Below are 14,023 nucleotides of genomic sequence, written 5' to 3'. Positions count from 1 at the left end.
GCTCACAGCCCGAGGGCGGCGTCCTCGCACGGCTCGGCGTCCACACGGATGTCGGTCAGGCGCAGCGTCCCCTCGCTGTCCAGGAGCAGGCGGGCACCGTGCGGCCCCTCGCTCTCGACCCAGTACTGCGCACCGGAGCGCTGCTCCCTGCCGAGCGCGTCGAAGCCGTGCTCCTCGAGCACGGGATCGAGCGCCTCCCTCCACGGATCCCAGTCCATCCCCTGCCCGGGCTCCGGGTAGAGCGGCTCACCGGCCTCCCAGATCCCGGCCTGGTAGCGGCAGTCCTCCGCCCCGGGGTCCAGGATCTCCTGCGCCCGGCGCTCCCACGCCAGCGGCCGCACCTCGTCGAGGGCCTCGAGGACGTCCTCGGAGACGACCTCGTACGCCGCCACGGCATCCTCCGCCGCCAGCGGCTCACCGCCGCCGCAGCCCGTGAGCAGCAGCAGCGCCCCCGCGAGCGCCACGGCCCGCGGGCTGTACCGGGGGAGGGGGCGCGCTCCCTCGCGCTCACACATCGTCGGCCCGTCCCGCCTCCGAGCGCTCGAGCCCGATGCGCACGGCTCCGCGTCGCTCCCTCGTCGAGGGTGCGGTCGCGAGCAGGACGAGGCGCCCGATCCCCTCGAGGACGTCCTGCTGCCCGGGACGGAGCGTGAGCTCGTCCACGAACTCCGCCCCCTCGAGACCCACGCGCAGCACGGCATAGGGGCCGCCCTCGTCGGCCAGGGTGCGGAAGACGGCGACCCTCACCGGTCCGTCGGTCAGCTCGCCGGCCTGCTCGATCACGTGCTCCCTCACCACCGGATCATCCCCCGATCCCGGTCATGAAGATCGAGGTGGCGTACGCCGGGTGGTCCGGGTCGATGCGCACCTCGTACGGATTGGCGGAGCTCGGACCATGCGGGTTGGTCAGGATGATCTCCCCGGTGGACTCGTCGTAGCCCGAGACCTGATAGACGTGCGCGGCGACCAGGTCGTCGTGCGCCGGGCCGATCGGCTTCAGCGGATCGGTCATGACGGTGACCGGCCGTCCCTCGTCGATCGCCTGCCGGTAGTCCTCGAAGGAGGGCTGTCCCAGGGTGTCGGACTCGCGGGCGCTCTCGCCGGTGATCATCTCCAGCCCGGCCGCGGGGGTGTCCGCGGAGACCGCGGAGGCCCGTCCGTCGTGGGCGTTGATCATGGCCATCTCGTAGATCGTGGCCCAGGTGGGCTCGCCGGAGCGGTGGTCCCGGGTGCCGTTGGTGCCCAGATCGTCCGGGCCGACGGCGACGTCCTGCCACTGGCCGTCGATGAACAGCCGCACCTCCCACCCGTCGGCGCCGGGAGGCCGCCCCAGCCCGCTGATGTTGTCGGCCAGCAGGCCGGGGTCGGTCTGCTGCACCGCCATCAGGGCTGCGAGGTACCAGCAGTCGCCGAGCGATCCCTGCCGGACGACGGTCCCCTCGATGCCCTGCTGGTCGATGTCGACGTCGGTGCCGTCCCAGTCGGGGTGGACGTCGGTGTAGAGCTCGCCGAGCGGGCTGTCGGCGTCGCCGGCCTCGACGCGATCGCGCCAGAGGTCGCTGACGCGCTCGCCGGCGTTGATGACGTCGGACCAGTCGAGGAACTCACCGCCCAGCATCCCGTCGTAGTCCGCGGCGTCGATCCTCCCGGCCGGGTCGGAGGCGGCGTCCTGCTCGGCGGCCTGGAGGGTGAGGTGCTCAGCGGTCGAGCCGAGGTGGTCCGAGGTCAGCGACAGCTCCTGGCGGCACTGCTCGAAGGTGGCGCGGAACCTGTCCGCGTCGCTCCCCTCCCAGGTCACGGAGGCCACGGTGGTCTGCAGCGCCTGTCCCGTCGCCGACAGCTCGTGCCCGCGATCGCGGACCGCTCGCGCGAGATCGACGAGATCATCCGTCCGTGCCCCCCAGAAGTCCATGGACGATGGTCCCATGGCCGCTGTGACGTGGGCAACTGCCCTGCCCGTCGGGGGCAGGACGAGCCGGAGTCGTGCCCCGGGGGAGGAGCATGCGCGTCCTGCCCCGGAGAGGGCGCTCGCCTCGTTAGGCTGAGCCCATGTCAACGATGCCCACCGTGAGCTACTCCATCACGATCCGTCTCGAGTTCGCCGCCCGCTCCGCCGCGGTCAGCGACATCACCAGCTGCATCGAGAGCCGTGACGCCACGGTCACGGCGCTCGACGTCTCCGCGTCCGGTCCCGAGAGGATGCGCGCGGACATCACCGTGCTCACGGCGGGACACGACCACGCGATGCAGGTCGTGGACGAGCTGCGCGGCCTCGAAGGGGTGGAGCTGGGCAAGGTCTCCGACCGCACCTTCCTCGCGCACCTGGGCGGCAAGCTCACCGTCGAGTCCAAGCTGCCGATCCGTCACCGCGACGACCTCTCGATGATCTACACCCCCGGGGTGGCGCGCGTGGTCAAGGCGATCGCGGAGAACCCCGAGGACGCCCGTCGCCTGACGATCAAGCGCAACACCGTCGCCGTCGTCTCCGACGGCTCGGCGATCCTGGGCCTGGGAGACCTCGGCCCGCTGGCCGCGATGCCGGTGATGGAGGGCAAGGCCGCCCTCTTCAAGCGCTTCGCCAACATCGATGCCTTCCCGATCTGTCTGGACGCCCACTCGGTGGACGACATCGTCGCCCACGTCAAGGCGATCGCCCCGGTGTTCGCCGGCATCAACCTCGAGGACATCTCCGCCCCGCGCTGCTTCGAGATCGAGGACCGCCTGCGCGCCGAGCTGGACATCCCCGTCTTCCACGACGATCAGCACGGCACCGCGATCGTGGTCGTCGCCGCCCTGCGCAATGCCCTGCGCGTGGTCGAGAAGGACATCGCCACCGCCCGCATCGTGCTCTCCGGCGCGGGCGCCGCGGGCACCGCGATCCTGCGCCTGCTGCGCGCGGCCGGGGCGCGGGACATCATCGTCACGGACATCGACGGCATCGTCCACGAGGGCCGGGAGAGCCTCGCGGGCCGCCTGCCGTGGATCGCCGAGGTCACCAACCCGCGCGAGCTCACCGGCACCCTGAGCGACGCGGTCGCGGGCGCGGACGTCTTCATCGGCGTCAGCGCCGGCAACATCCTCACCGCCGGGGACGTCGCCACCATGGCCGAGCGCTCGGTCGTGTTCGCGATGGCCAACCCCACCCCGGAGATCGACCCCTCCGAGGCGGTCAAGCACGCCGAGGTGGTCGCCACCGGCCGCAGCGACTTCGCCAACCAGATCAACAACGTGCTCGCCTTCCCGGGCGTGTTCCGCGGACTGCTGGACGCCCACGCCACCCGGGTCAGCGACCGGATGCTGCTGGCCGCCGCGAAGGCGCTCGCGGACGTCGTCTCCGCCGACGAGCTCAACCCCACCTACATCGTGCCCAGCGTGTTCCACGAGGGGGTGACCAAGGCGGTGGCCAGCGCCGTCGAGCAGGTCGCCCGCGAGGAGGCCGGCACCGTCGACACCATCACCGGGGCGATGACCGCGGTCTACGCGGACGAGATCACCCTGGAGGGCTGAGAGGCTCGAGCGCGGTCGACGGCACCGGGCTGACGGAACGAGCCGCCGGACCGGGGTGACAGGGCGGGTGCCGCCGGGCGCCTGCCCTGTCGCATGCGGCGGGGGAGCGCGGCACGCCGATTACGTAGGCCGGTTACAGAATCCGGATCCGATGTGTAGCGTGGGGACATGTCGTCCGTGTCACACGCACTCTCCGGCCTCGACCGGCTGCTCGTCGAGCCCGCGCTCCGTCCGTCGGGACGCCTCGGGCTGCTCACGCACTTCGCGGCCGTCACCCCGGACCTGCACCGCGGGGTCGACGCCCTGGTCGCCGCCGGGATCCGTCCTGACTGCCTGATCTCCCCCGAGCACGGGTACTGGGGCACGGGCCAGGCCGGGGTCGGCAACGACGAGGACGTGGACCGGGCCACCGGACTGCCCGTCCTGGATGCCTACGGGGTGCACGGCGAGGCGCTCGACCGCCTGCTGGGCGGGGCGGGGATCGACCACGTGGTCGTGGACCTGCAGGACGCGGGCTGTCGCTTCTACACGTACATGTGGAGCATGGTCGACGTGATGGCGTCCTGCGGACGCCTGGGCCTCCCGGTCACCGTCCTCGACCGTCCCGCCCCGCTGGCCGCCGTCGCGACCGGGCCGGGCCTGGACCCCGCCTGCGCGAGCTTCGTCGGCCGCCTGGGGGTGCCCCTGCGCCACGGCGAGCGCCTCGGCGGCATCGCACGCATCGTCGCCGCGCACCACCTCGATCCTGCGCCCGACCTCCACGTCGTCGAGGCGCCGGGCGCCGACGGCTCCGCCCCCTGGGTCGCCCCCTCCCCGAACATGCCCACCCGCACCACGCTCGCCCTCTACCCCGGCACCGGCCTGCTGGAGGGCACCGTCTACAGCGAGGGCCGCGGCACCACCGCTCCCTTCCAGGTGTTCGGCGCCCCCTGGTGCGGACCCGAGCTCGCCGCGCACCTGCGGGAGCTCGAGCTGCCGGGCGTCGCCTTCCGGGAGGCGGCCTACCGGCCCACCCATGCCGACTTCGCCGGCGAGCGCGTGCACGGCGCGCAGGTGCACATGACCGTCGGCCTCGACCGCGCGGGAACCGACACCGCTCTCTTCGACCCCCTCGCCGTGGGGCACGCGATCATCAGCGCCCTCGCCGCGCTGCACCCGGACCGTCCGCTGTGGCGCGAGCAGGTGCCGGGCCGGCCGCCGTTCATCGACCTGCTCTGGGGATCCTCTGCCTTCCGCGAGGGGATCGAGGCCGGTGCCGATCTGCCGGAGATCCTCGCCGCCTCTCCCGCCCCGGTGGAGATGGTCGCGTGAGCGGGATCCGACTCCGGCGGGGCCGGGGGGTCGGGCACGCCGCTGCGCTCGCCCAGCTGACCACCGGCTCCGCCACGGCCGTGATCGGCCCGCGGCTGATGCGCGACCTCCTCGGCGCCGCGCCGAGCGGTGCCACGACCGTGGTCACCGCCGAGCAGGACGGCGCACTCCTGGGCTACGCCCACCTGAGCATCGGTCCCGGGACCGCATGGCTGGTCAGCGCGGCCGTCGACCCCGCACACCGACGGCAGGGCCTCGGCGACGCCCTGCTCGGCGAGGCGACCGCCGTCGCGCGCGCCGCCGGCGCCCGGACCCTCCGCCTCAGCGGCAGGCCCGAGGGCTACGCCGCCCCGGGGGTGGACCGCGAGCGCGATCCGGGGACCGTCCGCTTCCTCGAGCGGTGGGGCGCGCGGCCGGGCGCGACAGCGCTCGCGATGACCCGGCCGCTGCTCGACCTCCCGGCGCCCGCCGACCGCCCCGGGGTCTCCGTGCGGGAGTGCCGGGAGCAGGACGTGCCCGAGCTGCTGAGCCTGGTGGAGGAGCAGATCGACCCCGCCTGGACGGACGTGCTGCGCATCCCTGCCGGGCGCCCCGAGCACCGGGACCGGATCCTGCTCGCCCGCACGCCGGACGGCGAGCTGCTCGGCTTCGCCGGCTGGGGCCTGGTGGGCCGCGACCCCAGCCGCTTCGGACCCTTCGGCGTCGTCCCCGCCGCCCGCGGCCGGGGAGCAGGCGCCGCCCTGCTCGATGCCGCGCTGCACCGGATGGCGGGAGAGGGACTGGCCCACGCCTGGTTCCAGTGGACCGCGCCCGACTCCCCGGCCCACCGCCTGTACGCCTCGCGCGGCTTCACGCGGCTGCGCACCTACGTGCCCTACACCCTCCCCCTCGACGTCGACGGTGACCGGACGGGCCACCGGGGCGCACGAGGCCGCCACGACGACCAGGACCCCCCGGGCCACCAGAATCACCGGGGCCACCAGAACCACCGGGGCCACCAGGAAGGACTCCTCCGATGACACCAGAGGTCACCCGCCGCGCTCTGATGCTCGGCACCGCAGGAGCCGCCGGGGCGACCGCCCTGGCCGGCTGCTCCACCGCCGCACCGGCCGACCAGGACCAGCCGGTGCGGATCCACGCCAACGACGCCACCACCTTCCTGCCGAACTTCAACCCCTACGGCGGTGTCCCGCTGCAGGGCGCGAGCGGTCTGATCTACGAGAACCTGCGGCTCGCGACCGCCATGAACCCGGGGGAGTCCGAGCCCTGGCTCGCCACCGAGATGGCGTGGAACGAGGACGGCACCGAGATCACGGTGACGCTGCGCGAGGACGTCGCGTTCACCGACGGCGAGCCCTTGGACGCCGACGACGTGGTGTTCACCTTCCTGATGCACCGCGACATCCCGGCCATCAACACCGTCGCCCTCGACATCGCGGAGGCCACCGCGCTGGACCCCTACACGGTGAGGATCGAGTTCGGCAGCACGTCCTTCGCGCAGGAATCGGACATCCTCACCCGGCCGATCGTGCCCGAGCACGTGTTCTCCGCCTTCGAGGACCCGTCCACCGAGCAGATCGCCGAGCCCATGGGCAGCGGCCCCTACATGCTGGAGAGGTTCTCCGACCAGCTCTACACCTTCGTGCGCAACGACGAGCACTGGGCGGCCGAGGAGTTCGAGCCCCGCGAGCTCGCCTGGCCGTCCTTCACCACCCAGACCATGAACACCGCCCTGCAGGCCGGCGAGCTGGACTGGTCCGGCGGCTTCGTCGCCAACATCGACAAGATCTTCGTGGATCACGATCCCGAGCACCGCGGCTACTGGTACCCCGGCCACGGCACGGTCAACCTCACCCTGAACCTCGAGAAGGAGCTGTTCCAGGATCTCGAGCTGCGTCGCGGGATCAGCCTGGCGGTGGACCGCCAGGAGATCGCCGAGATCGCGTACATGTCCTACTTCGGCCCGCCCCACCCCACCGGCCTGCCACGGCCCACCTACGAGGAGTTCATCGCCGAGGAGTACCGGGACCTCGAGTTCGAGGTGGATGTCGAGGAGGCCGAGAAGGTGCTCGACGAGGCCGGGTACGAGCGCGGCGCCGACGGCATCCGCGTCGCGCCCGACGGCACCCCGCTCGCCTTCGAGCTGCCGATCCCCTCGGGATTCAACGACTGGGTGACCACGAGCCAGATCCTCGCCTCGCAGCTGTCGAGTGTCGGCATCACCCTCACCCCGCGCGGAGTCTCCTTCGAGCAGTGGCTCGAAGCCCGCGACACCGGCAACTTCGAGGTCACCATCGCCTCCGTCGCCGCGGGCCAGAGCCCCTGGTACCTCTACCGCTCGATGCTCTCCTCGGAGTACCGCACCGAGGGCGACGAGCCGGTGGTGGCGAACTTCCAGCGCTGGTACGACGGCGAGACGGACGAGCTGCTGCGCGGCTTCGCCGAGACCGACGACGAGGAGGAGCAGCGCGCCGCCGTCGAGGCCCTGCAGCGGATCGTGATCGAGCAGATGCCCACGATCCCCATCATCACCGCGCCGAACTGGTTCAACTACAACACCGAGGTCTGGACCGGCTTCCCGGACGAGACCGACCCGTACGCCCTGGGATCCCCCGTGCAGAACGCCGATCGCGTGATGATCCTGCGCAACCTGACCAGGACCTCGAGCTGAGGCGGAGGAGAGAGCGATGAGATATCTGCTGAAGAAGCTGGGCCTGTACGCGTTCATCGCCTGGGCCGCGCTGACGCTGAACTTCCTGATCCCACGCATGATGCCGGGTGACCCGGTGCGTGTGCTGATCGCGGGCTCCGAGGGGACGATCGAGCCGGAGGCGGCCGAGGCGATCGCCGCCCGGTTCGGGATCACCGACGATCCCCTGATCATCCAGTACGGCCGCTACCTGGCCGATCTGGCCCGATTCGACCTCGGGGTGTCCCTGAGCAACTATCCGGTGCCCGTCATCGACATCATCTCCGGGGCGATGCCCTGGACCGTGGCCCTGGTGGGCGTCTCCACGGTGATCAGCTTCCTGCTCGGCACGGGGCTGGGCGTGTGGCTCGCCTGGCGCCGCGGCACCTGGTCCGATCACGTGCTGCCGGCGCTGACCTTCCTCAACGCCATCCCGTACTTCTGGATGGCCCTGATCCTGGTGCTGGTCCTCGCCGTCACCTTCGGCTGGTTCCCCTACGCCGGCGCCTACGACCGCACCATGTTCCCCGAGCTGTCCGCCTCGTTCGTCGGCTCGGTCGTGGTCCACGCCGCGCTGCCCGCCCTGACCATCGTCATCGGCTCGTTCGCGGGCTGGGTGCTGCAGATGAGGAACATGACCGTCACGATCCTCGGCGAGGACTACGTCTCCATGGCCGAGGCCAAGGGGCTGCCGAACCGGATGGTGCTGTTCGGCTACGCGGCGCGCAACGCGATCCTGCCGTCCATCACCGGCTTCGCCCTCGCCCTCGGCGCCGTCGTCGGCGGATCGATGCTCACCGAGGTGATCTTCAACTACCCGGGACTGGGCTACACCCTGTTCCAGGCCGTCTCCGCCCAGGACTTCCCGCTCATGCAGGGACTGTTCCTGATCATCTCGCTCGCGGTGATCGTCGCGAACCTGATCGCGGACGCCGCCTACGTCGTGCTCGATCCCCGAACCAGGCAGGGGGCCTGAACCATGACCGTCTCCACCCTCATCCCGCGAGGCGGGAAGGTCCGCGTCGGCCTGCTCATCGTGCTCGTGTTCGCGGTGCTCGCCGTGTTCGGTCCGATGATCTCCCGCTTCGACCCCGGCCAGACCTCCTTCGACATGCTCGAGCCGCCCTCGGCCCGGCACTGGCTGGGCACCACCCAGACCGGGCAGGACGTGTTCGCCCAGTTCATGACCGGTGCACGCACGTCGCTGCTGGTGGGCCTGCTGGCGGGCGTCGTCTCCCAGGTGGTCTCCGTGGCGGTGGGCCTGCTCGGCGGGTACCTCCGCGGCGTCGCCGACGATCTGCTGTACATCCTCACCGCGGTCTTCCTCGTGATCCCCGGGATGCCGCTGCTGATCGTGCTCACCGGCTACCTGCCCTCGCGAGGACTGCTGTCGATCGCGATCGTCATCGCGATCACCTCCTGGGCCGGATCCGCCCGCGTGATCCGCGCCCAGACCCTCTCGCTGCGCAACAGGGAGTTCGTCGAAGCGGCCCGCGCGACCGGCGAGAGCCGGCTGCGGATCATGTTCTTCGAGGTCCTGCCCAACATGCTCCCGCTGGTCGCCTCGGGCTTCCTGTTCTCGGTGATCGGCGGCATCCTCGCCGAGGCGGGGCTCGCCTTCCTCGGGCTCGGGTCGCTGACCACCACCAGCTGGGGCTCGATGCTGTACTTCGCGCAGAACTCCCAGGCGCTGCTGGCCGGCGCCTGGTGGTGGTACGTGCCGCCGGGCCTGGCGATCGCGGTGATCGGCGCGGGACTGGCGCTGATCAACTTCGCGATCGACGAGTACTCCAACCCGCGCCTGCGCACGGGCTCCGCGGCGACGAAGGGCGGCGCCAGCCGCGCCGCGGGCGGCGACGCGATCAGCACCGACGCCCAGGCCTCGGGGATCGGGTCGACGGGATCGAGCGTCCCTGGCGGGGCCGGGCCCGTCACGGCCGAGCAGGTCGCCCTCGCCGGCGACCGGGCGCCGACCGGGGCCGATGGAGCCGATGGAGCCGACGGAGCCGACGCGGCCGGCGGGACCGGCGGGGCCGACGACGCCGAGCTCGCTCCGCGGATCCAGCCCTCCCCGATGCCGGGCTCGCCCATCATCGAGGTCGACTCGCTGCGGGTGGACTATCCGACGGCCTTCGGGACCGTGCACGCCGTGCAGGACGTCTCGCTGACCCTGCGCCGCGGGGAGATCCTGGGACTGGCCGGCGAGTCCGGTTCGGGGAAGTCGACGCTGACCAACTCCATCACCCGCCTGCTGCGACCCCCGGCCGAGATCGCCGGCGGCTCGATCTCCTACCGTGCGGAGGACGGCACGGCCACGGATCTGCTGCACCTGGAGGACCGGGAGCTGCGGTCCCTGCGGTGGAACGAGATCGCCGTGGTGTTCCAGAGCGCCATGAACGCCCTGAACCCGGTGACCTCGATCCATGCGCAGTTCGACGACGTGATCCGGGTGCACCGGCCGGGGCTTCCCCCGGCGCGGCGCACGGAGATCGCGAAGGAGCACCTGGAGCGGGTGGGGATCGACCCCGGGCGCATCCAGGCGTACCCGCACGAGCTCTCGGGCGGGATGAAGCAGCGCGTCGCGATCGCGATCGCGCTGGTGCTGGAGCCGGACGTGATCTTCATGGACGAGCCGACCACGGCCCTGGACCTGCTGGTCCAGCGCGACGTGCTCGACCAGATCGTGCGCCTGCGCGAGGAGTACGGGTTCGCGATCGTGTTCACCACCCATGACCTCGCGCTGCTGCTGGAGATCTCCGACTCCATCGCCGTGATGCGCCACGGCCGACTCGTCGAGTACGGGCCCGCCGTGGACATCTACCGGGACGCGCAGCACCCGTACACCAAGAACCTGCTGTCCTCGCTCGCTGACCTGGGGAGCCTCGCATGACCACCACCGACACGACCGACACCAGCAGCGGAACGGGAGGGAAGGGCGAGGCGCGCGTCGTCCTCGAGGGCCGGGATCTCGTCAAGGAGTACCCGGTCGGCGCCCGTCGCGGTCTGCTGCGCCGCCAGGACACGATGCGCGCCGTGGACGGCGTCTCGCTGCGGCTCGTGCAGGGCCGTGTCACCGCCCTGGTGGGGCAGAGCGGCTCGGGCAAGTCGACCCTGGGCCGCATGCTCGCCCGGCTGATCCCCACCACCTCGGGCCAGATCCTGCTCGACGGCCGGGAGGTGCCGGCCTCGACCAGCTCGGGCCACCGCGAGTACGTGGGCGACGTGCAGCTGACGCTGCAGGACCCCTTCGCCTCGCTGAACCCGCTGCGCCGGATCGCCTACACGCTGGGTCGCGCGGTGCGGATCCACCAGGACGCGCGGACCTCCGGTGACGTGCACGACCGCTGCCTCGAGCTGCTCGAGCGGGTGGGTCTCACCCCGGCGGACCGCTATCTCGACCGCTTCCCCCACGAGCTCTCCGGCGGGGAGCGTCAGCGGGTGTCCTTCGCGCGGGCGCTCGCCGCCTCGCCGAAGGTGCTGATCGCGGACGAGCCGGTCTCGATGCTCGACGTCACCATCCGCAAGGAGATGCTCGACCTCATCGACTCGCTGCGCCGGGACCAGGACCTCGCGGTCCTCTACATCACCCACGACCTGGGCAGTGCCCGGCGCTACTCGGACGAGGTGATGGTCATGCACCACGGCCGCGTGGTGGAGTCCGGCGAGAGCCGTTCGGTGATCGACGATCCGCAGGACGAGTACACCCGGCGACTGCTCGCCGCGGCCCCGGACCCGGCCTCCCGCCTGCGCTGAGCGGCGCAGGGAGGGTCAGCCGAAGGCGATCCGGGCCAGCTCCCGGCGGGAGCCGTCGACGGTGAAGCGCGAGCGCCGGGGGTGGACCCGGTTGGTCAGCAGCACGGCCACGGCGCCGCTGCCCGGATCGGCGAGCACCGAGGTGCCGGTGAACCCGGGATGGCCCACCACCTGAGGCAGCATCGTGCCGGGCGCGGTCTCCTGACCGACTCGCAGCCCGAAGCCCTGCGTCCACGGGGCTCCCGTGCTCACGCCGGCGGGGAGCTGATCGGTGGTCATCAGGGTGCGCACGGCCGGGGAGAGCTCGGGCCCCGGGGCGGTGCCGGCGAGCACGCGGCCGAGGGCGAGCGCGCCCTCGAGCGTGGCGAACACCCCGGCGTTGCCCGCACCGCCCAGCGACCAGGCCGTCTCGTCGTGCGTGGTCCCGCGCACCAGACCGCGAGGAGGGTCCTCCTGGTGCTCGGTGGCCGCCGCCCGGGCGGCGCTCCCCGCGCTCGGCACCCACCCGGCGTCGCTCGCCCCGGCGGGATCCAGGACCCTCTCCCGGGCGAGCTCGGGCAGGCAGGTGCCGGTGAGCTCCTCGAGCAGCGCGCCGAGCAGGATGAATCCGATGCAGGAGTAGGCGTGCGCCGTCCCCGGCTCCGTGACGAGCGATGCCTGCGGGACCGCGGCCAGGCGCGCCCGTCGGCCCCCGGGGATCTGCCACAGCGGCATCACCGGCGGCAGGCCCGAGGTGTGGGTCAGCAGGTGGCGCGCCGTGATCGCGGGATGCGGGGAGGGCAGGTGCTCGGCGACCGGCGCCTCCGGGTCCAGCAGTCCCTCGTCGATCGCCGTGGCCGCGGTGAGTGCCGTGACCACCTTCGTCACGGACGCGAGGTCGAACAGGGTGTCCTCGCGCACCGGTGTGATCTCCGCGGAGTCGCCCGGGAGCGCAGAGCCGTCGGCGTCGAACAGCGCCGTCACCCCGGCGAGGGCGCGGGCCGTGCCGTGCCCGGGGCGCTCCACGGCCGCGACGGCGGCGACCGCGCCCTCGCGGGGAGCGGGCTCGAGGGGAGGGCCCGCGGACGCCGCGGCGGTCCGGGTCAGCGCGGTCACCATCGCGGTGAGCCGGCGCTGGTCCTTCTCGCGGTGGCTGTCCTGCGCACGGTCGCTGTCCCGCCCAGGATCTCCGTCCTGCTCGCTGTCCCTGCCCGAGCTGCGGCTGCTCATGATCTGCGGTACTCCTCGAGGGTGTCGTAGGTCCGGCGCAGCGCCTCGACGCTCGCCTCCCGGCTGCGCCCGGCGACGGCCACGAACAGGCAGTCCACCACGAGCAGCTGGGCCGAGCGCGAGGCCATCGCCCCGGACCGGTAGGCGGATTCGCGCACCGTGGTGCGCAGGGCGATGTCCGACCGGGCGACGAGGGGCCCGTCGGCGCCGTTGGTGAGCGCGATCGTCGTCGCCCCGGCCCGCCGCGCCGCGGCGAGGACCGCGACGACCTCCTCGGTGGTCCCGCTGTGCGAGAAGCCGAGCGCGATCTCGCCGGGCCCCAGCAGGGAGGCGGCGGCGAGCGCGTCGTGGGTGTCGCGGGCGCAGTGCGCACGGCGACCGATCCGCTGCAGCTTGCGCTCGAAGTCCCCGGCCACGGAGGCGGAGGCGCCGATGCCGTGCAGGAGCACCGTGGGCGCGGCGACGATCGCCTCCACGGCCCGTTCGAGAGCGGCCACGTCGAGGGAGGCGGCGGTCTCCTCGATGCCGAGCACCTCCGCCAGGGCGACGTCCTCGACGATCTGGGTCAGCGTGCTGCGTGCGGGGAGGTCCGCGCCGTGTCCGGTGCCGACCGGGGTCCGCCGCACCCGCTCGGAGGCCAGCTCGCCGGCGAGGGTCAGGCGCAGCTCGGCGAAGCCCGCCATGCCCAGTCGCTGGCACAGCCGCACCACGGTGGGCTCCGAGGTGCGGCACTCCGCGGCGAGGTCGGCGATCGTGGAGCTCAGGACCCGCTGCGGATCGGCGAGGATCACCTCGGCCACGCGGCGCATCGAGGGAGGGAGGTCCTCCTGGACGGCCTGCAGGAGCGATTGGGTGCTCATGGCCCGATCGTAGGTGCCCGCCACGGCCCCGGGGACGTGTTCCGCGGTCGCGTGTCCGGGGTGGTCGTCCGGGACGGCGGACCCGGGAGGCCGGCTCCCGGATCGCCGGGCGGCCCCGTACTCAGCGGACCTCGTGCTCAGCGGACCTCGTGCTCGAGGGGCCGGGGCAGGGGGTCGTCCTCCGGGTCGGCGCGGCGGATCGCGGCGGTGCGACGCAGCACCCGCTCGCCGATCCACAGCGCCACGCCGAGGGCGATGCCCACCGCGTCGAACAGGATGTCCGCTCCGTCGCCGCTGCGCTGGGGGAGCGCCACCAGCTGCACGAGCTCGATGAGCACGGCATGGGCGAGCGCGGCGATCACCACCCACCCCATCGGGAAGCGCCGGCGCGGGGCGAGGACGCGGCCGACGGCGAAGACGGTCAGCGCGAACACCAGCAGGTGCACGGCCTTGTCGATCCCGGGGACTCCCTCACCCGGGGTCCCGGCGGGCAGCGCAGGCAGGTAGAAGCCGATGTTCAGCAGCAGCGCGAGGGCCAGCAGCCCGACGCGCCGGGGAACGGAGCCGTCCACCCGTCGGATCTCCGAGGGCAGACGGTGCAGGAACTCGACCACGGCGTCCATGGCGGGCATTGTTCCAGCGCGGGGCGCTGTCCTGCGGGAGGCAGGGCCGCTAGGCTTCGACGAGCACGACA

13 protein-coding genes are annotated in these 14,023 nt (G+C 72.5%); 7 read left to right on the top strand and 6 right to left on the bottom strand.

Going from position 1 to position 14,023, the window contains the following annotated elements; translation table 11 throughout:
- Nucleotides 1-2: 2 nt before the first annotated feature.
- From ACT3SP_RS13130 to ACT3SP_RS13120, 3 genes are read right to left on the bottom strand one after another with little or no spacing between them, the layout of a single operon-like run.
- Nucleotides 3-515, bottom strand: a complete 513-nt coding sequence (locus ACT3SP_RS13130) for a hypothetical protein (RefSeq protein ID WP_444587746.1) — start codon at nt 513-515, stop codon at nt 3-5.
- Complete coding sequence (locus ACT3SP_RS13125) at nt 508-795, bottom strand: hypothetical protein (RefSeq protein WP_444587745.1); 288 nt, start codon at nt 793-795, stop codon at nt 508-510. The genes ACT3SP_RS13130 and ACT3SP_RS13125 overlap by 8 nt, the downstream gene beginning before the upstream one ends.
- A gap of 7 nt (nt 796-802) precedes the next feature.
- Entirely contained in the window at nt 803-1,912 is a 1,110-nt protein-coding gene (locus tag ACT3SP_RS13120) for a C2 family cysteine protease (RefSeq protein ID WP_444587744.1), read from the bottom strand.
- Nucleotides 1,913-2,049: 137 nt separating this feature from the next.
- Here ACT3SP_RS13120 and ACT3SP_RS13115 point away from each other — a divergent pair, with 137 nt between their 5' ends.
- The 7 genes from ACT3SP_RS13115 (at nt 2,050) to ACT3SP_RS13085 (ending at nt 11,260) form a co-directional block, all read left to right on the top strand.
- On the top strand, nt 2,050-3,507 hold the full coding sequence (locus tag ACT3SP_RS13115) for an NAD-dependent malic enzyme (protein ID WP_444587743.1): 1,458 nt from the start codon (nt 2,050-2,052) through the stop codon (nt 3,505-3,507).
- Between the two features lie 168 nt (nt 3,508-3,675).
- Complete coding sequence (locus ACT3SP_RS13110; RefSeq protein ID WP_444587742.1) at nt 3,676-4,818, top strand: exo-beta-N-acetylmuramidase NamZ family protein; 1,143 nt, start codon at nt 3,676-3,678, stop codon at nt 4,816-4,818.
- The gene (locus ACT3SP_RS13105; protein ID WP_444587741.1) at nt 4,815-5,837 is read left to right on the top strand and encodes a GNAT family N-acetyltransferase; all 1,023 of its coding nucleotides are present in this window, start codon (nt 4,815-4,817) and stop codon (nt 5,835-5,837) included. The genes ACT3SP_RS13110 and ACT3SP_RS13105 overlap by 4 nt, the downstream gene beginning before the upstream one ends.
- Entirely contained in the window at nt 5,834-7,489 is a 1,656-nt protein-coding gene (locus ACT3SP_RS13100) for an ABC transporter substrate-binding protein (protein ID WP_444587740.1), read from the top strand. Before ACT3SP_RS13105 ends, ACT3SP_RS13100 begins: the two co-directional genes overlap by 4 nt.
- Nucleotides 7,490-7,505: 16 nt before the next feature.
- Nucleotides 7,506-8,483, top strand: coding sequence for an ABC transporter permease (locus ACT3SP_RS13095; RefSeq protein ID WP_444587739.1), 978 nt, complete (start codon nt 7,506-7,508; stop codon nt 8,481-8,483).
- Between the two features lie 3 nt (nt 8,484-8,486).
- Entirely contained in the window at nt 8,487-10,397 is a 1,911-nt protein-coding gene (locus tag ACT3SP_RS13090) for a dipeptide/oligopeptide/nickel ABC transporter permease/ATP-binding protein (protein WP_444587738.1), read from the top strand.
- A complete protein-coding gene (locus ACT3SP_RS13085) occupies nt 10,394-11,260 on the top strand; it encodes an ABC transporter ATP-binding protein (protein WP_444587737.1) in 867 nt (288 codons plus the stop codon). Before ACT3SP_RS13090 ends, ACT3SP_RS13085 begins: the two co-directional genes overlap by 4 nt.
- A gap of 15 nt (nt 11,261-11,275) precedes the next feature.
- On the opposite strand, the gene ACT3SP_RS13080 is transcribed toward ACT3SP_RS13085, so the two are convergent.
- The 3 genes from ACT3SP_RS13080 to ACT3SP_RS13070 all read right to left on the bottom strand — a co-directional run bounded on the left by ACT3SP_RS13080 (nt 11,276) and on the right by ACT3SP_RS13070 (nt 13,952).
- Nucleotides 11,276-12,469: a serine hydrolase domain-containing protein gene (locus tag ACT3SP_RS13080; RefSeq protein WP_444587736.1), complete on the bottom strand. Its 1,194-nt coding sequence runs from the start codon at nt 12,467-12,469 to the stop codon at nt 11,276-11,278.
- Nucleotides 12,466-13,329 carry a MurR/RpiR family transcriptional regulator gene (locus ACT3SP_RS13075; protein ID WP_444587735.1) on the bottom strand — a complete coding sequence of 288 codons (864 nt, stop codon included), beginning with the start codon at nt 13,327-13,329 and terminating at the stop codon, nt 12,466-12,468. Before ACT3SP_RS13075 ends, ACT3SP_RS13080 begins: the two co-directional genes overlap by 4 nt.
- A gap of 137 nt (nt 13,330-13,466) precedes the next feature.
- Complete coding sequence (locus tag ACT3SP_RS13070) at nt 13,467-13,952, bottom strand: VanZ family protein (protein ID WP_444587734.1); 486 nt, start codon at nt 13,950-13,952, stop codon at nt 13,467-13,469.
- Between the last annotated feature and the right edge of the window lie 71 nt (nt 13,953-14,023).

Source organism: Brachybacterium sp. AOP43-C2-M15 (assembly GCF_052446295.1).
Taxonomy (GTDB): domain Bacteria; phylum Actinomycetota; class Actinomycetes; order Actinomycetales; family Dermabacteraceae; genus Brachybacterium.
The sequence above is the reverse complement of the archived record's forward strand: the minus strand, read 5'-3'. Positions and strand labels throughout refer to the sequence as shown.

Bases quoted from the DNA above. Each gene is read 5' to 3' on its own strand.
- ACT3SP_RS13100 (WP_444587740.1), top strand. From the start codon at position 5,834: ATGACACCAGAGGTCACCCGCCGCGCTCTGATGCTCGGCACCGCAGGA.
- ACT3SP_RS13085 (WP_444587737.1), top strand. From the start codon at position 10,394: ATGACCACCACCGACACGACCGACACCAGCAGCGGAACGGGAGGGAAG.
- ACT3SP_RS13080 (WP_444587736.1), bottom strand. From the start codon at position 12,469: ATGAGCAGCCGCAGCTCGGGCAGGGACAGCGAGCAGGACGGAGATCCT.
- ACT3SP_RS13130 (WP_444587746.1), bottom strand. From the start codon at position 515: ATGTGTGAGCGCGAGGGAGCGCGCCCCCTCCCCCGGTACAGCCCGCGG.
- ACT3SP_RS13095 (WP_444587739.1), top strand. From the start codon at position 7,506: ATGAGATATCTGCTGAAGAAGCTGGGCCTGTACGCGTTCATCGCCTGG.
- ACT3SP_RS13070 (WP_444587734.1), bottom strand. From the start codon at position 13,952: ATGGACGCCGTGGTCGAGTTCCTGCACCGTCTGCCCTCGGAGATCCGA.
- ACT3SP_RS13115 (WP_444587743.1), top strand. From the start codon at position 2,050: ATGTCAACGATGCCCACCGTGAGCTACTCCATCACGATCCGTCTCGAG.
- ACT3SP_RS13120 (WP_444587744.1), bottom strand. From the start codon at position 1,912: ATGGACTTCTGGGGGGCACGGACGGATGATCTCGTCGATCTCGCGCGA.
- ACT3SP_RS13090 (WP_444587738.1), top strand. From the start codon at position 8,487: ATGACCGTCTCCACCCTCATCCCGCGAGGCGGGAAGGTCCGCGTCGGC.
- ACT3SP_RS13110 (WP_444587742.1), top strand. From the start codon at position 3,676: ATGTCGTCCGTGTCACACGCACTCTCCGGCCTCGACCGGCTGCTCGTC.
- ACT3SP_RS13075 (WP_444587735.1), bottom strand. From the start codon at position 13,329: ATGAGCACCCAATCGCTCCTGCAGGCCGTCCAGGAGGACCTCCCTCCC.